General features: G+C 35.4%; 18 protein-coding genes and 1 tRNA gene. 9 read left to right on the forward strand and 10 right to left on the reverse strand.

The features are described 5' to 3' along the window. The gene (locus U5B17_RS08560) at window positions 1-558 is read right to left on the reverse strand and encodes a manganese efflux pump MntP (protein ID WP_430804932.1); all 558 of its coding nucleotides are present in this window, start codon (window positions 556-558) and stop codon (window positions 1-3) included. Window positions 559-703: 145 nt separating this feature from the next. Between U5B17_RS08560 and U5B17_RS08565 the strand changes: the two genes are divergently transcribed. Together U5B17_RS08565 and U5B17_RS08570 are read left to right on the forward strand one after the other, a co-directional pair. Next, a complete protein-coding gene (locus U5B17_RS08565) occupies window positions 704-1,408 on the forward strand; it encodes a DUF4197 domain-containing protein (protein WP_430804933.1) in 705 nt (234 codons plus the stop codon). After that, entirely contained in the window at window positions 1,409-2,308 is a 900-nt protein-coding gene (locus U5B17_RS08570) for a DMT family transporter (protein ID WP_430804934.1), read from the forward strand. On the opposite strand, the gene U5B17_RS08575 is transcribed toward U5B17_RS08570, so the two are convergent. From U5B17_RS08575 to U5B17_RS08590, 4 genes are read right to left on the reverse strand one after another with little or no spacing between them, the layout of a single operon-like run. Then, window positions 2,261-3,055 carry a metal ABC transporter permease gene (locus U5B17_RS08575; protein ID WP_430804935.1) on the reverse strand — a complete coding sequence of 265 codons (795 nt, stop codon included), beginning with the start codon at window positions 3,053-3,055 and terminating at the stop codon, window positions 2,261-2,263. The genes U5B17_RS08570 and U5B17_RS08575 overlap by 48 nt on opposite strands. Window positions 3,056-3,078: 23 nt before the next feature. Then, complete coding sequence (locus tag U5B17_RS08580) at window positions 3,079-3,831, reverse strand: metal ABC transporter ATP-binding protein (protein WP_430804937.1); 753 nt, start codon at window positions 3,829-3,831, stop codon at window positions 3,079-3,081. After that, the gene (locus U5B17_RS08585) at window positions 3,828-5,276 is read right to left on the reverse strand and encodes a DUF1007 family protein (RefSeq protein ID WP_430804938.1); all 1,449 of its coding nucleotides are present in this window, start codon (window positions 5,274-5,276) and stop codon (window positions 3,828-3,830) included. The genes U5B17_RS08580 and U5B17_RS08585 overlap by 4 nt, the downstream gene beginning before the upstream one ends. A 2-nt stretch (window positions 5,277-5,278) precedes the next feature. Then, on the reverse strand, window positions 5,279-6,145 hold the full coding sequence (locus U5B17_RS08590; RefSeq protein ID WP_430804939.1) for a metal ABC transporter solute-binding protein, Zn/Mn family: 867 nt from the start codon (window positions 6,143-6,145) through the stop codon (window positions 5,279-5,281). Between the two features lie 125 nt (window positions 6,146-6,270). Between U5B17_RS08590 and U5B17_RS08595 the strand changes: the two genes are divergently transcribed. From U5B17_RS08595 to U5B17_RS08610, 4 genes are read left to right on the forward strand one after another with little or no spacing between them, the layout of a single operon-like run. Then, complete coding sequence (locus tag U5B17_RS08595) at window positions 6,271-6,624, forward strand: Fur family transcriptional regulator (RefSeq protein WP_430804940.1); 354 nt, start codon at window positions 6,271-6,273, stop codon at window positions 6,622-6,624. Then, entirely contained in the window at window positions 6,611-7,345 is a 735-nt protein-coding gene (locus tag U5B17_RS08600; RefSeq protein ID WP_430804941.1) for a class I SAM-dependent methyltransferase, read from the forward strand. The genes U5B17_RS08595 and U5B17_RS08600 overlap by 14 nt, the downstream gene beginning before the upstream one ends. Before the next feature lie 28 nt (window positions 7,346-7,373). Next, the gene (locus tag U5B17_RS08605; RefSeq protein ID WP_430804942.1) at window positions 7,374-8,249 is read left to right on the forward strand and encodes a cytochrome-c peroxidase; all 876 of its coding nucleotides are present in this window, start codon (window positions 7,374-7,376) and stop codon (window positions 8,247-8,249) included. Then, window positions 8,246-10,654, forward strand: a complete 2,409-nt coding sequence (locus U5B17_RS08610) for an EAL domain-containing protein (protein ID WP_430804943.1) — start codon at window positions 8,246-8,248, stop codon at window positions 10,652-10,654. Before U5B17_RS08605 ends, U5B17_RS08610 begins: the two co-directional genes overlap by 4 nt. Window positions 10,655-10,726: 72 nt before the next feature. Here U5B17_RS08610 and U5B17_RS08615 read toward each other — a convergent pair whose 3' ends face one another. The 5 genes from U5B17_RS08615 to U5B17_RS08635 form a co-directional block, all read right to left on the reverse strand. Beyond that, window positions 10,727-12,442, reverse strand: coding sequence for an ATP-binding protein (locus U5B17_RS08615; RefSeq protein WP_430804944.1), 1,716 nt, complete (start codon window positions 12,440-12,442; stop codon window positions 10,727-10,729). Continuing rightward, a complete protein-coding gene (locus U5B17_RS08620) occupies window positions 12,426-14,060 on the reverse strand; it encodes a long-chain-fatty-acid--CoA ligase (RefSeq protein ID WP_430804945.1) in 1,635 nt (544 codons plus the stop codon). Before U5B17_RS08620 ends, U5B17_RS08615 begins: the two co-directional genes overlap by 17 nt. Before the next feature lie 14 nt (window positions 14,061-14,074). After that, on the reverse strand, window positions 14,075-15,292 hold the full coding sequence (locus U5B17_RS08625; protein WP_430804946.1) for an OmpP1/FadL family transporter: 1,218 nt from the start codon (window positions 15,290-15,292) through the stop codon (window positions 14,075-14,077). Between the two features lie 139 nt (window positions 15,293-15,431). Then, window positions 15,432-16,274 (reverse strand): deoxyribonuclease IV, encoded by an 843-nt coding sequence (gene nfo / locus U5B17_RS08630; protein ID WP_430804947.1) that lies wholly within the window; start codon window positions 16,272-16,274, stop codon window positions 15,432-15,434. Further along, on the reverse strand, window positions 16,271-16,738 hold the full coding sequence (locus U5B17_RS08635) for a hypothetical protein (RefSeq protein ID WP_430804948.1): 468 nt from the start codon (window positions 16,736-16,738) through the stop codon (window positions 16,271-16,273). Before U5B17_RS08635 ends, nfo begins: the two co-directional genes overlap by 4 nt. Window positions 16,739-16,847: 109 nt before the next feature. On the opposite strand from U5B17_RS08635, the gene U5B17_RS08640 reads away from it, so the two are divergent. The 3 genes from U5B17_RS08640 (at window position 16,848) to U5B17_RS08650 (ending at window position 18,788) form a co-directional block, all read left to right on the forward strand. Then, window positions 16,848-16,922: transfer RNA gene (locus tag U5B17_RS08640), tRNA-Glu, on the forward strand. An 881-nt stretch (window positions 16,923-17,803) separates the two neighbouring features. Next, a complete protein-coding gene (locus U5B17_RS08645) occupies window positions 17,804-18,307 on the forward strand; it encodes a pyridoxamine 5'-phosphate oxidase family protein (RefSeq protein WP_430804949.1) in 504 nt (167 codons plus the stop codon). 10 nt (window positions 18,308-18,317) lie between these two features. After that, complete coding sequence (locus tag U5B17_RS08650; protein WP_430804950.1) at window positions 18,318-18,788, forward strand: GNAT family N-acetyltransferase; 471 nt, start codon at window positions 18,318-18,320, stop codon at window positions 18,786-18,788. The last annotated feature ends 45 nt before the right edge of the window (window positions 18,789-18,833 follow it).

Genomic DNA, 18,833 nt, shown 5'->3' on the forward strand with positions numbered 1-18,833 from the left:
CTAAAATCCATGATCGCTAAGGTGTTGGGCTAAAATTTTAACTCCAAGCAATATAAGTATAACTCCACCCAAAACTAGGGCTTTATCTTGTAAAAATTTCCCCGCAAATTTGCCAAGATAAAAGCCCAAAATACAAAGAATAAAACAAACTATCCCTATAATAAAACAGGCATTTAAAATGGCTATATCATCAAAGGCAAAAGTAACACCAACCACCAAAGCATCGATACTTGTTGCAAATGCTCCAGCTATTAAAACTGAAATTTTAAGACTATCAAAAAGGCACGATTCATCTTGGTTTGCACGGCTGTCTTTTATCATTTTTAAGCCCAAAAATACTAAGATAATAAAAGCTATAAAATGATCAACTTGTTTGATAAAATTGACAAAACTAAGTCCCAAAATATAACCTAAAAATGGCATAATCGCTTGAAAAAACGCAAATATAAAAGCCATCTTAGCAACACTTTTAAAGGCTAAATTTTGGCAGTTTGCTCCGTTTGCAAGACTTAAAGCTACGCTGTCCATGGCAAGGGCAAGGGCTATTAAAAGTAGCATTTTTCTCCTTTAAAAGCGTGTATTTTAACAAAATTTTCTGCATTAAGCACTTATTAATTGCTTTTGGCTAAAATTTGGACTTTTTAAAAAGGATAGAAAATGAAAAAAAACTCTTATATTTTTTGCCGCTTTAACAGCTTTAAATTTGCAAGCATTTGATCTAAATAGTGCTATAAATACGATAAGAGATGCCTCTAAAGAAGTAAATTCTGGAGATTATAAAAGTATCGTTGTGCGAGCGCTTGAAGTCTCTGTAAATGAGCTTAGTAAAAATGGTTTTTTAAATAACTCAGTCGCTAAAATCGAGCTTCCATCAGCGCTAAAAACAGCACCAACACTTGCAAAAAGTGTTGGTGGTGAAAAGTATGCAAATGAGATGATAAAAGCTATCAATCAAAGTGCCACAAAAGCAGTGAGCGGGGCTAGTGTGGTTATTGCTGATGTGGTAAAAAATATGCGAGAAGATGAGTTAAAAAGTCTATTTCAAGACTCTAAGAGCTCTGTTACGCAGTACATGCAAAAAAATGCTAGCTCTAGGCTAGATGCTATTTTTAAGCCAATCATCTCAGATATGATGAGTAAAAATAGCTTTGCAAATGCCTATAATACGCTAAATTCCTATGTCAAAGATAGTAAAATTTTAAAAGGCGAAATGGCAAATAATATAAAAAATATAGCCGCAAATTTTGGTGTAAAAGATGTCTTGCCAAACGATGACGAGGATCTAAATAGCTACATTTCACGAAAGACATTAGAGGGTCTTTTTGAGGTTATGTGGCAAAAAGAGCAGGCGCTTCGTGATGGCGTGATGGGTAAAGGTGCTGATATATTAAAGGGTATTTTGCAGTAAATGACTCTACAAACTAAAGCAGATCTTGCCCTTATCGTTGTCGCGCTTGTTTGGGGTATTACATTTTTGCCTATGGGGGAGGCGCTAAAAACAAATGGCGTTTTTGTCATGTTGTTTTGGCGTTTCTTTCTAAGTGGAACTTTTATGAGTTTAGTCGCACTAAAGCTGGCTAAAAAATTTGATATAAACTCAGTTAAATACGGCATCGTGCTAGGCATCGTGCTATTTAGTTCGTTTGCTTTTCAAACTTTTGCACTAAAGCTTACTTATAGCTCGACTGTAGCCTTTATAACTGGGTTTGAGTGTGTTATAGTCCCATTTATAGCGGCGGCATGCTTTAGACAAGGTGTGAGTGTTTTTGCGATAATTGGGGCATTTGTTGCCATATTTGGGTTATGGTTTTTAAGTGACGCTAAGCTTGGGCTTGGATTTGGCGAGCTTTTTGCTCTACTTTGTGCCGTGTTTTACGCGCTTTATACAGTCTTAAATGGACATTTTGTTGTTAAATGTGAGCTTTATACGCTTGTTTGCACTGTATTTTTTGTCATTGCTATTATCTCATTTGGGTGTGCATTTGTATTTGAAAATGGTGTCATGCCAGTGCTTGATGAGCCGTTTTTTAGAGCGATAGTTATCACTGTTGTGTTTGGGACGATATTTTGCTATTTTTTGCAAACGGCTATGCAGCGATACACTACGGCTACAAAAGCAGCACTATTTTTCTCGCTTGAGCCCGTATCTGCAGGGTTTGTTGGGTATTATTTTGGTGCAGAGATATTAACTTTATGGCAAATTTTTGGCGCAGCGATGATTATATGTGGAGTTTTAATAAGTGAGCTTGGGGCGTATTTATTATCGCCTTTTAAAACAAAAAGCAAAGAAGCAAATAGAAGCTACTAAGATGATACTAGCGCCACTTGTTAGGTTAAAGTAGTAGCTAAGCACAAGCCCGCACATGCAAAATATCGTTGAAAGCAGTGCAGACAGCGCCATCATAGCTCCAAGTGAGCCTGAGAAGCGACTGGCGATTATAGGTGGTAAATTTAGTAGTGCGATAACCATAATAAGCCCTACAACTCGTATCGTAGCAACCACACAAAGCGCCATCATGCAAACAAGTAAGTAGTAAAAAATTTCAGTCTTTACTCCACGAAGTTTTGCAAATTCCATATCAAAACTTATGGCTACAAGCTGTCTGTAAAAAAGTGATACGATGACGATAAAGCCTAAATTTAAGGCTATCATGAAATTTATATCACTTTTGCTTACTGTTAGAATAGAGCCAAAAAGATAGCTCATAAGATCAACATTATATCCTGGTGTAAGGTCTATTAAGATGATGCCTATTGCCATACCAAATGCCCAGATCGCACCTATAACCGCATCTGATTTTGCTCTATCTTTTAGCGTAATAAATGCGATAAGCAGAGCAAGAAGTAGTGAAAAAACACTAGCCCCAAGCAATGGCTCAAGCGAGAAAAAAAAGGCTATGCCGATACCACCATAAGCTCCGTGTGCGATACCGCCAGCGATAAAGCCCATGCGATTTACAACTACAAGCGAGCCGATAACTCCACACACTATGCTTATCAAAATCCCTGATATAACGGCATTTTGCATAAACTCTAGTCTTAAAATCTCAAGCATTTTTGACCTTTTTACAAAATTTCTTATGCACAGCCACACTCTTTTAAGGCAAGCTCAACATCGCAAAAGTGGTTGTGATTAGTTGCTAGATGATAAATGAAGTCTTGCCTATTTTGATCAGCTTTTAGCTCATGCAGGTGTAAATTTGTGCTTACATAGGCTACTTTATTAGCAAAGCTTAGTGCGATATTTGCATCGTGACTTACTAAAACTATGGCAACTCCACTGTCATTTATGCGCTTTAGTAAAGTGTAAATTTCGGCTTGTGTTTTTGTATCTATGCTAGCTGTTGGTTCGTCAAGCATAAGCACTTTTGCCTCGCTTACCAAGGCTCTTGCGATATAGACTCTTTGCCTTTGACCTCCGCTAAGTTCGGTTATTTTGGCATTTTTAAAATTTTGCATATCGACTTTTTTAAGAGCTTTTATGGCTTGCTCTTTTTGTTTGTTTGTATAAAAACCAAAAATTTTCTTTTCGATAAGACCCATTAAGACGACATCTAAAACCCGTAACGGAAAGCTTGGATTTAGCGTGAAACTTTGCGGGACATAGCCGATTTGTGCGCTCATTTGACTTGGCTCTTTCCCAAAAATTTCAACACTTCCACTAGTTGGAGTTAAAAGTCCAAGCATAAGCTTTAAAAGCGTACTTTTGCCTCCGCCATTTGGTCCTATGATAGCCAAAAAATCGCTCGTACTAAAGCTTAAGTTTATATCTTTTAAAACAACTTGACTATCATAGCCAAAGCTTAAATTTTGTATCTTAATGTCGCTCACAACACACCGCCCTTTGCATTTAGTATCATCATAACTCCAAGTGCGCACATGAAGGCTAGGGCGATGATCTGAAGCGTTTTAAAAATTTGTTTATTGAGTAGTTTTTGGTTTATTTTTGCACCAATTATTGCGGCGGTAAATATCACAACACTCATACCAAGCGCCATAAAGATAGCGCTAATAGCCGCACTTGCATAGCCCTTTAGCTCAAAAGCCAGTAAAAAAACCATAATCACACCAGGACATGGTATAAGGCTTGCGGCCAGCGTCACGCCAAGCTCACTTTTGCCATTTTTGCCAATCTCTAAAGCCTTGCACGCCGAACAAGAACAGCCACTTTCATGTGTGCTCCATTTTATATTTTGCGTCTTTTTTTGCGGTTTTAAATTTTTATAAAGTAAAAAAAGTGATATAAAGACGATTAAAACACCACAAGCTATGCTTGTTATTTGGCTTGCTTGTTTTGTTGTTTCGCTGATGTTGCTAAGTGCAAAAAAGCTAATGCAAACGAGTATAAATGAGCCAAAAACATGCAAAAAGCCAACTTTCATAGCAAAATTTAAAGCACCCATCGCATTTCCGCCATTTACGGCAAAAAACGAGCCAGTAAGACTTTTAGCATGCCCTGGACCAGCTGCGTGTGCAAAGCCATATATAAATGAGAAAAATGCTATGAAAAACAGTGTTTTTGCCGAGTTTTCATCACTTTTCATAAGCTCTTTTATACGGTCTAAAAAGCCTAGACTCGCCTTTGTGATAGCATCAAATTTTTGTGTATCAAGTGCGTCTATTTGTGCGTAAGTATCACTCTTGCTTATTTGATCTGGCGTTTTTAGAAGATCTTTTAAGGCTGGCTTTTTATCAAATTCTATTGCCGCATCTTTTGTTGAAAGCTCTAAAAATGCTATATTTGCGTTTGAGTTTTGAGTAAAGTAGATATCATCTCCAAGATTGTGAGCTTTTGAATTTTCAAACATAAAGTTAAAAAAGCCGCCTTTATCAAAGCTCTCTATGCTAAGAACGAGCGAATTTTTTAACTCTATATCAAGTGCAAAAATGATTTTAAATTTTAGTCTGTTATCTTGGATAAATAGCTCATAATCCTTACTTTTTAAATTTATCTTTTGCTCTTGCTCTTTGTCGTAGTAGTAGGCTAAATTTGTAAGATATTCGTTTGGTACAAGATAGTCAAGCAAGTTGCTTCGTACGACTTTTAGCTCATTTTCATCAAGCTCGTTGTTGGCATTTACATCATAGCTTTGTAACATAAGCTGAGTAAAATTTTCAGAAAAAACCCATATAAAAGTAATGCTATCAAGTTTATTTTGGTTTTTGCTAAGGCTTACGCTAACATGTGCTGTTGGTGAGTAAAGTGCGCAAAGTGCGCATGAAAACGCACTTTGAACGAGTAAAAATACAAAGACTAAGATTCTAAAAATTCTCAAACTTAGTTACTTTTTGCCAAAATTTCCGTCATTTGTCTCATGCTCTCTTCCCATTTTAATGGGAGTTGATCGACTTCAACGACTTGTGCACCAGCTTGAGCGGCGATGGTTTGTGCTGCTTTTTTGCTAAAATTTGGAGCTACGAAAACAACTTTTATATCATGCTCTTTTGCCTCATTGATAAGCTCAGCAAGCTGTGCTGGCTTTGGCTCTTTTCCGCCAGCCTCGATGGCTATTTGCTCTAAATTATAGCGTTTTGCAAAGTAGCCCCAAGATGGATGATATACCATAAATTTTCTATTTTTGATACTGCTAAGTTTTTGTGATATCTCTTTATCAAGTGCATCAAGATTTGTCTCAAATTTAGCTAAATTTTTTGCATAAAGCTCTTTGTTTGCTGGGTATTTTTCAGACAATGCTTTTGCTATATTTGCGGCTTGAGTTTTTACTATCACTGGATCTAGCCAAATGTGCGGATCAAATTCGCCGTGATGATGGTCGCAGTGTGGACCGTGGGCATGACCATCGTGTGAGTGTCCGTGCTCAACCATTTTTATAAGCTCAATGCCATCCTGCGTAGGTACAACTTGCATTTTTGGATAGTTTTGTTTAAATTTTTCTAGCCAAACATCTTCAAATTCTATACCAACAGCAAAGTAAATTTCGCTTTTTTCTAGCTCTGTCATCTGCTTTGGTTTTGGCTCATAAGTGTGCGGATCAGCACCTGCTCCTACCATGACATTTACATCAACTGTATCTCCAGCTATTTGCTCGACAAAGTATTTTGTTGGGATTATAGATACGCTAACTTGTGGCTTAGCAAAGATCGCAACTGCGCTAATACATAGCAACATAAAGATTTTTTTCATCGTTTCTCCTTAAAAATTTTGAGAAAGTTTAGCAAAATGCAACTAAGTTGCAACTTAAATCAAAAAGATAAAAAATAATGCAAATTTTAGTATTTTCAAGATATTATATACAAAAAGGTTAAATGATGGATATAGAAAATTTTTTAAAAGAACATCAAATACAAGCGACCCCACTTCGTATAAAGATTATTGAGATACTAAGCAAAACAAGTATGCCACTTGCGTATGATGAAATTTTAAGTCAATTAGATGCGAACAAGACGACATTTTATCGTAATATGGAGCTTTTTGAGCAGCACGCAATAGTTGTAAAAACTGAGAATAATCATAAAAATTTCTACGAGCTTGGAAGCGGTGCGAAAGCGTATTTTGTCTGTGATGTTTGCCACAAGGTAACAAGTATTGAAGTACCAAAACTAAAAAATGTAAAAAATATAAAAAGTGTAGTTGTAAAGGGGATTTGTGGTGAGTGCGAGTAGGGCGCATCTTTGGGATAAGAAGTCAAATAAATATCCAAGATTTAATGGCTTTTTGACAGAATTTGGTGGCAGGGTGTTTGAGATTTTAGACAGCTGGGATGTTAGTTTTAGTCAAAAAAGCGTTGTTGATGTGGGTTGTGGAACCGGTGTTTATACTCTTTATATCGCAAAAATTTGCACTGAAATTTTAGGCATAGATAGCTCTTTTGGCATGCTTGAGATTTTAAAAGAGGACGCACAAAAATTTAATGTAAAAAACCTAAGCACAAGCTGTGCTACATTTGATGAAGCAAATTTAGAAAAATGCTATGACATAGCCCTTTGCACGATGAGCCCAGCGATAAAAAGTGAAGAAAATTTTACCAAATTTAACTCCTGTGCAAAACAAAAAATTTATCTAAATTTTGCCGCAACAAGACACTCAAGCTTACTTGAGCCATTTTTTACACACTTTGGAGTAACGCCACAAAGTGGAAGTAGCGCAAATTTGCTAGAAGAGTGGCTAAAAGCAAATGATATAAGCTATAAAAAACAAAATTTAAGTGAAAAAAGAGTTGCTATTCGCACAAAAGATGAGGCTTTAGAAAATATATGTTGGCATCTTGAGATAAATGGCTTAAAACCCGATAAAAACGAGATAAAAAAGCTGTTTGTGCAGATGAAATTTGACAAGCAGATAGAAGAAGAGATAAATTCTTTAATGAGCCTTTTTGTCTTTTAGGGTATAATATCCTTTTTTTGGAGAGTAGATGCGTAAGATAATCTTGATACTTTTTTTTGCAGTGTTTGCACTTAGTGATGAGCTATTTGTGCCTTCGCTTGGGTTAAAATATGATGAGAGTAAGGCTCAGCTTGGTAAGAGAATTTTCTTTGACAAGCGCATTAGCCCAAATGGCACTGTTTCGTGCGAGAGCTGCCATAATCTTTATTGGGATTTTAGCGGAACAGTAAGAACAAAGGTTCATGAAAATGCGATAAACCCACCATCTATTATCAACGCTGCACATAACTATCTTTACACTATAAGTGGAAATATCAGAAGCTTAAAAGATCAGATAAAAATAGCTTTACTATCTCACGAACAGCTAGGCTCAAGCGAAGATCTGATAATAAGTGTTTTAAATAAAACCAGCGATTATCGTACGACTTTTAAAGAAATTTATGATGATAGTATAAATACAAACAACATAGTTGATGTGCTTGAGCACTTTATAAAGGCTATATATACTGCCGACTCGCCTTTTGATAGATATTTGCTTGGTAATAAAAATGCACTGAGTGATGATCAAAAAGAGGGGTTTGAAATTTTTAATAAAATAGGCTGCTCGGCTTGCCATAATGGTGTTAATCTAGGAGCAAATTTAAGACATCAAGCAGACTTTCATAGACACATGATGTCAGATGAAGGTCAAGATGTAAAAAATGAGCTTTTTAGGGTTCCACCGCTTAGAAATATCGGCAGAACAGCCCCATACTTGCACGATGGAAGCATAGTTTTATTAAAAGATGTGATAGAAAGGGTTGCAAAGATACAGCTAGCAAGGTCGCTAAGTCAAGATGAGCTTGATAAGCTTTATAAATTTCTAATGAGCCTAAGTGGTGAGCGCCCAAGGATACTAAAATGAAAAGTAAAAATATCAAATTTCTTATATTCTTGTGCGTTTTGATGCTATTTTTTATAATGATTAGAATGCTTTATCTAAATGAGCAGATGAAAAATAACCAATACATCGAGGATATGATAGTAAATCTACAGCTTAAAAATCACGATATAGATGAGTATTTTTCAAATAAACTTGTGCTTAAAAACTATGATAATATCAACAATGTTTTAGAAGAGCTAGAGTTTGGCTTGTTTAGTATAAGTGGTAAAATTTTTGATGAAAATTTAATGAAAGAGCTCATTAAGGCATTTAATGAAAAGGCTCTTTTAATCGAGCGTTTTAACTACATAAATGCTGGCGCTATAACCATGCTAAGGCAAAGCGAGATTGAGCTTGAGAGTGTTACTGAACATCAAAAAGAGATAAGATCGATAATGATGCGTATCAAAAACTCAAAATTTGCCACGATTGAAGACATAAACGATATGGAAAATGAGATACAAATGCTTAGCATAAAGCTTTTTGAGCAAAACAATGTTATCTCAAGCGAGTCGCTAGCAAAGCTAAATTTCGTACTTAGTTCAATTATTAAGATGACTGATATAGCCGAGCAAAACACTAGGATAAATCTCAAATCCAAATTTAAAGAGCTAAATGAAATTTATACAAAACATTATACTCAAGAGATAAATAAGCTTAAAATTTATGGTCTTATCTCTTTAGTATTGTTGTTTATTTTGGCAGCTCTTGTATCTTGGCTTTTAGTTGCTTCAAGAAAGATGCAAATAGACCTTGAACTTTATAAAACAGCCGTAAATGAGGGCTTTAGCTCCATCATGTTTACTGATAAGCAAAATTTAATCTCATATGCAAATAAAACATTTGAAAGAGTTAGTGAGTATGATAAAGATGAGCTTATAGGTAAAAATCCTGGAATTTTAAAGTCAAACCTGCATAGCGAAGGCTTTTACAAAAAGATGCAAGATGCTGTGAAATACGCAAAAGAATTTAGCAGCGACGAGCTTATAAGTCGTAGCAAAAGTGGCAAATATATATATGAGAGTGTGCGTTTTGTACCTTTTGTGTTTGAGCAAAAACATCTTGGTTTTATAGGTATCAAGATGGACAAAACCAAAGAAACAAATATCGTTAGGGAACTTGAGTTAAAAAATGAGCAGTTAAAGACACAGTCTAGTATAGACAAACTTACTGGTTTTGGCAACTACTTTGCGATGGGCGAGACTCTAGAAGAGCAAAAAGATGGGGTTATAATTAGCATAGGTATTAAAAATTTTGATAATTTGCGATTTTTTTATCAGACAAAGGTTATTGATGCTATGCTTTTAGCATTTGCAAACACTCTAAAGCTATGCGTGCAAACATCTGAGATAAATGCCGAGCTTTATCGCTTTCAAGATGATGAGTTTTATCTTTGGTATAACGGTGATCGTTTGGGTGAAGATATAGGATATATACAAGATTATTTTGGCTTTTCACAGATACAAATAGAAGTTGATGGAAAGAGTGAAACGCTACCTGGTTTAAAGACTATTATCGGTGTTAGTTTGCCTTTTGATACACCACAAACTAACCGTCTTGTTCAAACCATACTTGCTAAAGAGCATGCAAAAAGCCTTGGTAGTGAGCTTTACGAGTATCAAGAAAATGATGCTATCGAGCTAAGGTATCACAAGAACCAGTCTGTTACACAACTTATCGAGTATGCGATAGAAAACAACACTGTTATAGTCGAGTGTCAGGGTATTTTTGATGTTGCTAAGTCCGAAGAAAAGGCGACTTATTATGAAATTTTGGTACGCATCATCGATCAAAGCGGTAAGGTACGATACCCTGGGGAATTTTTAGATGTTGCCCTACAAGCACAGCTTTATACACAAATAACTAAAAAAGTCATAGAGCATGCATTTGCCTTGGTTGAGCGCTATCCAGACTACACTTTCTCTGTTAATCTTTCTGGTGTTGATATAATAGATCAGTCTGTGCGTGAGTTTTTGGATAAAAAACTACAAATTTGCTCAGATGCAAGTCGTATTTGCTTTGAAATTTTAGAGAGCGAGGAGATAGGCGACTATGATGTTATCGCTTCGTTTATTAAGCATATTAAGGGGTATGGAAGTAAAATTTCTATCGATGATTTTGGCTCTGGATACTCAAACTACTACCGAATTTTAGAGCTTGATATAGATAATATCAAAATAGACGGTTCCATTATTAAAAAGCTTCCAACAGATCAAAACGCAAGATATTTGGTCGAAACGATAGTGACTTTTGCTTCAAAGCAAAACTATAAAATCGTTGCTGAGTTTGTTAGCTCGCCTGAAATTTTAGAGCAGGTAAGAAACTTTAATATCCACTATGCACAAGGCTTCTTGCTAGGCAAACCAACTCCAGCAGATAGCTTATAGTCTAAATGATAAATTTTAAGACTTAAATTTTAAAAAAGCCTAAAAATGATACAAAAGAACTCTAAGACTTGCCTATCTTAAAAGTCCAACTCTTTTTTCTTCGCCAAATGCCGAGCTTAGCTCACGCTCAATAGTTGCCTTAAAGTCTTCAAAGAAAAAAATTCCATCATCTTTTGTTGCAACTTTTAGTGCGGTATTTTTTAATACCAACACAATCTGTGCGCCACTTAGGCTATACTCTGCTAGTTTTGCAACATCAAAACCATCTTCAAAACTGGCATTTTCTGGTAAAATTTTTCTCCAGATAGCAAGTCTAGCTTTAAAGTCTGGCTTTTTAAATTCGATCTTATAATCAAACCTGCGCGAAAAAGCACTATCAAGGCTTTCTAGAAAGTTTGTAGTAGCGATCAATACACCTTCAAAACGCTCGATTTGTTCTAGGAATATATTTTGCATTTGATTGTGCATTTTATCAATATTATTTCCACCGCTAACTCTTGTGCTTAAAAACTGATCTGCTTCATTTAAAAGTAAAACTGGCTCAGACTTTGTCTTTTTACAAATTTCTTTATAGCTGTCAAAAATTTTCCTAACATTTTGCTCGCTCTCGCCCACATATTTGCTTAAAATTTTTGAGCAGTCAAAGCTAAGAACCTGCTTTTTTAGGCTTTTTGCTAGGCTTACAGCACTCATGGTTTTACCAGTTCCAGCCTCACCGTAAAATATAATCTTTGCGTCAATTCCTTTGCGAGACTTAACCCCCCAATTATTTAGTCGTGCTAAAACCTTTTTATCAACCTGCTTTAATATAGACTCTAACAGCTCTTTTGTCTGTTCGTTTAGCACAACATCATTTATATTTGTAGTCGGCTCTATAAGTTCAAAAATTTCTTGCTCTTTTACGATATTTTCTAGCTTTAGTTTCTTGTCGATTTTGGTGCTTTGTGGGTGCATTATCTCTTGCAAAATTTCATCTTGTATAAAAAAACTTTGAGTTATATTGCCAAATGCGTTTAATATCTCATCATACTCTATAAGCCCATTTTCAACGAGCTTTGAGCTCTCATCAAGCAAATTTTTAGCACTTGCTCTTTCTAGCTCATCGTCTCCTATTAATGCAAGCAGGCTTGATAGCTCAGCACCCATTTGCTCGCCAACGATATATTCTTGCTTTAAAAGCGCCAGAAAGAGTATCTGCTCTTTTTCATTTAGACCATTTTCTTTAAAAATTTGCTCTATTTTTAGATTTATTTTACTTAATTCAAGACATTTTTTAATATGAGTTTCGCACTCTAAAATTTGCTCATTTATATGTTTTTTTGCTTTTGGTGACCCTGAAAAAAGTGACCTTTTTTCATAAAGTTCTATACGTAAAAACTGATCTTTTAAGTAGCCAAGATGGTCACTATAAGCTGAAATTTCAGGAAGCTCAAGGCTTAGCGAGCCAATTTCAAGCAGTTTTAAAAAACTATTGCTTAGTGAAATTTCAGAGTGCAAAAGTGAAAGTAGTGCAAAATTTGCTTTTTGCTCTTTAAAAAAACCAAAGCTTTGAGTTATCCAGCCCTTATCATAGAGTGATTTTATGTCATCTAAGTGGCTTAAATGCTCATTTTTGCTTGTATCATAAAGCTGAGCAAAAAGCTCATAAACAACTATGCTAGCACTTCCTTGTATGTAGTTTTTGGTAAGCGTTTTTAAAATTTCACGCTCATTTTCAGTGCAACTTATAAGAGTATCTACTTTGCTAGCCGATGTCTCTGTGCTTAAAAACTCAAACAGATGTTTCACTTACAGCTATTTCCTCTTTTGAAATTTGTTCTTTTAAAACGCGTTTTAAGACCTTGCCAGTCGCATTTCTAGGAAGCTCTGAGACTATATGTATGGTTTTTGGAAGTTTATAGTTTGCAAGGTGTGACTTTAGGTAGGCTCTTACGCTCTTTTCATTTAGCTCAATATCATCTTTTGGCTGTATAAACGCCACAACCTCTTCATCGGCATGCTCGTCTTTTACGCCTATAACAGCGCATGCCTCAACACTTTCTAGCTTGTAGATAACCTCTTCTATCTCACGAGGATATATATTTATACCTTTTGAGATTATAAGGTCTTTTTTTCTATCTACTATAAATATAAAGCCATCTTCATCAACTTTTGCTAAATCCCCAGTCCTTAGCCAGCCATTTATAACTGTAGTATCATCTTTTATGCCAAGATATCCTTGCATAACACAGTCGCCTTTGACGATTATCTCGCCTATCTCGCCAGTTTCAACTTCCACCATTTCATCATCGACTATTTTTACCTCATACTCATCAAGCGGAAGTCCTACACTTAAAAGTTTTTGCTTTTCAAATAAATTTGCTGAGACTATAGGAGAGCATTCGCTAAGTCCGTATCCTTCTATAAGTTTTGCTCGTGGGAATTTTGCCTTAAAGTCATCAATGGTTTGTTGTGCAAGTGGTGCGGCGCCGCTAACAAAAATTCTAATCTTATTAAACCAGCGAAAATACCAAGGAATTTTTGCCTTTGCGATAGCCGTATAAATAGATGGGATTCCTAAAAATACAGTTGCTCTTTTTAATAAAGCTTGTTTTAAAACATTTGAAAATGGGAAAACAGACTTTATTAAAATACTAGAAGCGCCATTATAAAGAGGTAAAAGAACCATCGCAGTTAGTGTAAAGCTATGAAACATCGGTAAAAATACCAAAAACCTATCGCTTTTTCTTACGCAAAATCTACTTGTCGTGCCATGCAAATTTGATATTATATTTTTATATGTTATCATGGCACCTTTTGGTTTACCTGTTGTACCAGAGGTGTATATGATGTGCACAAGATCGTTTAGTGTAGGTTGTTTTAAAATTTCAACCGATCTTTGACATGCTAAAGCGTCATCAAAGCTAACATCTTTTTCACAAGACATATTTGCCGCACCATCAAGATACAAGCTTTCTCCGTATTCATCTTGTTCATTTTGTATTTGTTTTGGTTTAATGCGTTGATTTTTACCGATCCATATAATGCGCTCAAGAGCTAGCTCATCAACCTTTTTTAGCTCCTTTGATAAAGGGCTTGACGCGATGAGAATTTTTGCTTTACAGTCGCTTAGTATGTAGGCAAGCTCTTCAAATTTTAAAAAGGTATTTATAGGTACAGCTACGCCACCTAATGCAGTGATGGCTAGGTAGCTGATGATAAACTCACTTGAGTTTTGTACAAACATCGCAACTTTATCGCCAAAATGCACACCACAACCTTGCAGATAGCCAGCCACCGCATCTACTTTTCGTTTTAGCTCTATATAAGTTGTTTTTGAACTTTCCTCATAAAGTGCTACCGACTTTGGTCTAGCAATAGCTACATCAGCTAAATTTTGATATAAGTTTTGATATTTGTATCCCATTTTTTCACCTAAAATTAAAATTTATACTTTAAGCCTACGCCTACGATTTGTATATTTGTGCTTTTAAATTCTCCTGAAACGGTTTCCCTAGCTCCAACAGGTATGCCCTCAGCTCTTTTTGAGCTTCTATCTTGATAAACATATCCAAGCCCTAGCTCAAGGTCATCTGTAACATTATAGTTTAAGCCAAGCGAGTATGCACGAGATGTTGTGTTTGGTAGTTCAAAGCCAGTATTTTTAGAATCTGAAACATCTTCATCATATGTAAAACCAGCCATAAGTCTTAGCTTTTGAGTTGCTTGATATGCTAAGCCCAGGCGATATGTGTTATTGTCTTTGTATTTTCTTTCGCTTGGTTTATCCATAAGACGAATAAAAAGTGGATTTGACTTGTGTGCTCCATTAGGATACTCAAAATCATAGCCTTTAAATTTTGACCAATATGTTCGCTCATAGGCTAGCAAAAGCGTAAAGTCTTGGTAGTTGTATGCTGCTGCTAAGACAAGCTGCGCAGGCAGCGGTATCTCTACTCTAACTTTGCCGTTGTATTCTATACGCCCTTGTGCTTTAGCATCGCCTTTAACAGTCAGATCCACCTTTGAGCGATATGTCGCTGAAAATGATAAATTTTCTATCGGTCTATAAGTTAGTGCGACATTATAGCCAAAGTCTATGCTGTCTCCAGTTAGGTTGCGCTGACCTATGGCGCCAAAGTCACTTGCTACTCTACCTTTACTATAAACACCTCTAACACCAGCCGCAACAGCTAAGCCATCAGTGATACGGTATGCTAGTGTTGGGTTAAGCTCAACAACTTGAAGCTTAAAGCGTTTAGCTGTAAAAGCTGCTTTTGGATCATCCCAAGCCATACCAAGTGCAGCAGGCACAGCAAGAGCTAGACCAAAACGCCAGTTAGCATAGTACTCTGGTGACACAAAGTTAAATGTTGTTGCTAGAGAGTCAAAGTTGTTTGAAGTATATGTCTTGCCATTATCAGCTTTAAAGTCGACTTCACTTATATGAAACCAACCTACATTTTGCTCAAAGTGGTGACGAGGATCTAAAAACATCATATTTGCAGGGTTAAAATATGCCGCATCGGCACCAAAACTCCACGCCACATTGCTTGCTAAAAGTCCTAACGAATCAGAGCTTTGCTCAGGAATTTTATAACCCGCACCATAAACTAGCGTGCTTGCTAAAACTAAGCTCAGTCCAAGCTTTTTAACCATATTTTTATCCTTTTTGTATAAATTTAGGTGTTTTGCGTTCAAAACTAGCAAAACTAAGAACTTTAAGTTTAACCAATTTTAGCTTTTAAATACTTTTAAGGCTGTAAAATTTTTTAAAAATATCCCAAAATGATAAAATTTAGCTCTCAAATGAGCGTAAAAGCTCTATCTCTTTACCCCATATGCTCTCATCTATTGTTTCAAGAATGAGTGGTATATCGCCTATTCGCCTATCTTTTATAATGCACTCAAAGCCTTTAACACCAATGCATCCTTTTCCTATACTCTCGTGCCGATCTTTTTTTGAGCCAACGCCAAATTTAGCATCGTTTAGATGCATTGCACAAAGATAGCTAAAGCCTACGATCTCATCAAATTCATCCATCGTTTTTTCATAGGATTTTTGAGTTGATATATCATATCCTGCGGCAAACATATGGCAGGTATCAAGGCAAACGCCGATTCTAGATTTATCGTATGTTTTATCGATTAAGTATGCTAAATGCTCAAATTTATAGCCTAAATTTGAGCCTTGACCTGCGGTATTTTCTATTATTAATTTAATATTTTCACTGTTTTTAAGAGCTATATTTATGCACTCTGCGATATTATCAAGGCACTGAGTTTCGCTTATCTCTTTTAAATGCGAACCTGGGTGAAAATTTAAAAGCCTTAATCCAAGAGCCTTAACTCGCTCTATCTCGTCCATAAAGGCATTTAGGCTTTGTTCGCGTTTTTGAGTGTCAAAGTGACCTAAATTTATGAGGTAGCTGTCATGTGGCAAAATGTGCTCTGGTTTTATGTTTGCTGTTTCGCAGTTTTTCTTAAAGGCGCTTATCTCGCTTTGTTCTAGCGGTTTTGCGCTCCATTGACGCTGGTTTTTTACAAAAAGTGCAAAGGCATTTGCTCCGATATTTTTGGCATTTATGGGGGCATTTGAAACACCGCCAGCTGCGCTTACATGCGCACCAATATACATCATTTAAGCTCCCTTATGATAATTTTAACATTATTTTTCGTATCTTGAAATTTTGTTTCGTTAGAACAAATTTCATATTTTAGTGAGCCGTTATCTAAAATTTGGCTAAAACCACACTCTGTTTTTTTAAAATTTTGACCTTCATAAATTGGCTTTTTTGTGATAATATCGGCAAAAATTTCATCATAATGTCCATTTTTAAAAAATTTCTCATTAAACTCTTTTTTGCTAAAACATACTCTATTTACGCAAATTTTATCACTTACTTTTATATTTGCACTGTTGATGCCAGAGCTGTAAATTTGAAGGTTTATGCTATTTTTATACTCATGCAAAAAACCAACATCATTTATCTTAATCATCGCAGATACAATGGTAACTTGATAGATTTTAGAGCTTTGCGGAGCTATGTTTGCCATACAGCCGGCAAATAATATAGTGGCTAGTAAAAATAGATATTTTTTCAAAATATTTCCTTTTAAATTTTGATGATTATAGCAAAAGTATTTTAACATTGTCTTTTTAAACAAAATTTAAGTAAGTATTTTGTATAATCCCATTTCAACTTTCAATGTTGGCCCATTCGTCTAGCGGTTAGGACATCGCCCTTTCACGGCGGTAACACGAGTTCGAGTCTCGTATGGGTCACCACTTCTTATATTTTTAGTTTTCTTTACGGTTTTTAATCTACAATTTAAATTTGTAATTTTAAATGTTATTGTTATGCTAGTTATTAGTCTTATTTTTGTTCAAAAAATATTTAAATACCTCATTGATTCTAGTGTAAATTTTTAAGTAAATACGGAGTTTTTGTATCACAAACACAATAGATGCCCAACTCTTGTTTTGATAATAATTTAAAAACAAGCAATGAAAAATGACAATATAGAGGTTGCATATTGAAAATTTTAAAGATAGCTGATGTTGTAAGCTGTTGAAGTGGCTGTTTATTATTAGGGCAAGATTGGCAACAAAAAAGTCAAATAGAAGGCAGTAAAATTACATTTGCTACAATAGTTAACGAATAGAACTATAACATGGTAGCGTAGGCACTAGATACAAAGTTATATACAGATAAACCTTTTGTTATATAAAGATTATAATAGATGTAGAAAGTTTATATGAAAAAGTTTTTGTTACAGGTTTTATTGTGGTTAAAAAATGATGGAATTTATGCTACAAACTTTATGTGATAAAGATATTTGGTTTAGATGCTTATGTTGTGGATCTAATAAATTTGGTATAGATTATGTTAAGCTGACCATGTAGTGTTAAAATTTTTAGGTATTCTCAGTGCTCAATAATAGCGATGAAAACAAAGTTACATTCGTATATGGGTTTTTAGTTTTGGTGCAAAAGCATGGCTGATGGCTATGATGCATACATAAATTTAACGATACTACCATAACTATTGAGATAAAACAAGGCATAGATGTTGATTTATAAGTAAAAAAAGAAGCTTTCCTTTTAAATTTTTTTAACCTAACAAAAGTTACAATACATCAAACATTTACACTCCTAAAAGGATTAAAATGCGTAGAAAAGATAGAGAGCTTAGTCAAGATGAAGCTTTGCATATCATAGATAGTGCGCAGTATGCCGTGGTTTCATGTATAGATGGAGGTGAAATTTTTTCTGTGCCGATTTCTATCGTAAGAGACAAGGATAGCATTTTCTTGCACGGCGCAAAAGGCGGTAGTAAAGCTAGTCTATTTAAGGATGGTAAAGATGTTGAGTTAGTTTGCGTCATAGATGTTAAGGTGCCCAAGTTTAGCAAAGAGCAAATCAATAATATCTTAGAACAAGGCAAAGCATCAAATATCTTTACGACAGAGTACAAAAGTGCCATCGCAAAAACAAAGGCGTATGAGGTGGGCGATGATGAGCGAAAAGTTTATGCACTTAAAATTTTAAGCCAAAAATATACACCACAATACATGAAGTATTTTGACGACGCTATAAAAGAAGGTCTAAAGATAACAAAAATTTACGAACTTAAAATCCAAACCCTAAGCGCCAAAGCAAAAATCATATAAAAGGATAAAAATGACAATACGACAAGCAGTAAAATCAGATACAAAGGCGATCATCTCGCTTATCAACGAGCTTGCAGAGTATGAAAAAATGGCAAACGAGGTTTGTATAGATGAAGTAATTTTTAGTGAGCATTTGTTTGAAAAAAAGCTCGCACAAGCCCTTGTGGCATGTGATGAAAAGGGCGAAGTCGTGGGGTATGCTATCTATTTTTACTCATTTTCCACATTTTTAGGCAGAGCTGGAATTTATCTTGAAGACCTATATATAAAGCCTGAATTTCGCGGTCGTGGTACAGGGTTAGTGCTTATAAAAGAGCTTGCTAAAATTTGCAAAAAAGAGGGTTTTGGGCGACTTGAGTGGGAGTGTCTTGACTGGAATGAGCCTAGCATTAAATTCTACGAAAGTCTTGGAGCAAAACGCCAAAGTGGTTGGCTAAAATTTCGTATAGTAGAAGATGAAATTTCTAAACTATCAAAGTAGTTTTGCTTTTAAAAAGTGGCTAGATTGTGCTAGCCACTAATAACT

Source organism: Campylobacter australis (genome assembly GCF_050586305.1).
Classification (GTDB): Bacteria; Campylobacterota; Campylobacteria; order Campylobacterales; family Campylobacteraceae; genus Campylobacter_A.

Bases quoted from the DNA above. Each gene is read 5' to 3' on its own strand.
- U5B17_RS08560 (WP_430804932.1), bottom strand. From the start codon at position 558: ATGCTACTTTTAATAGCCCTTGCCCTTGCCATGGACAGCGTAGCTTTA.
- U5B17_RS08570 (WP_430804934.1), top strand. From the start codon at position 1,409: ATGACTCTACAAACTAAAGCAGATCTTGCCCTTATCGTTGTCGCGCTT.
- U5B17_RS08575 (WP_430804935.1), bottom strand. From the start codon at position 3,055: ATGCTTGAGATTTTAAGACTAGAGTTTATGCAAAATGCCGTTATATCA.
- U5B17_RS08590 (WP_430804939.1), bottom strand. From the start codon at position 6,145: ATGAAAAAAATCTTTATGTTGCTATGTATTAGCGCAGTTGCGATCTTT.
- U5B17_RS08595 (WP_430804940.1), top strand. From the start codon at position 6,271: ATGGATATAGAAAATTTTTTAAAAGAACATCAAATACAAGCGACCCCA.
- U5B17_RS08605 (WP_430804942.1), top strand. From the start codon at position 7,374: ATGCGTAAGATAATCTTGATACTTTTTTTTGCAGTGTTTGCACTTAGT.
- U5B17_RS08610 (WP_430804943.1), top strand. From the start codon at position 8,246: ATGAAAAGTAAAAATATCAAATTTCTTATATTCTTGTGCGTTTTGATG.
- U5B17_RS08620 (WP_430804945.1), bottom strand. From the start codon at position 14,060: ATGGGATACAAATATCAAAACTTATATCAAAATTTAGCTGATGTAGCT.
- U5B17_RS08625 (WP_430804946.1), bottom strand. From the start codon at position 15,292: ATGGTTAAAAAGCTTGGACTGAGCTTAGTTTTAGCAAGCACGCTAGTT.
- nfo (WP_430804947.1), bottom strand. From the start codon at position 16,274: ATGATGTATATTGGTGCGCATGTAAGCGCAGCTGGCGGTGTTTCAAAT.
- U5B17_RS08645 (WP_430804949.1), top strand. From the start codon at position 17,804: ATGCGTAGAAAAGATAGAGAGCTTAGTCAAGATGAAGCTTTGCATATC.
- U5B17_RS08650 (WP_430804950.1), top strand. From the start codon at position 18,318: ATGACAATACGACAAGCAGTAAAATCAGATACAAAGGCGATCATCTCG.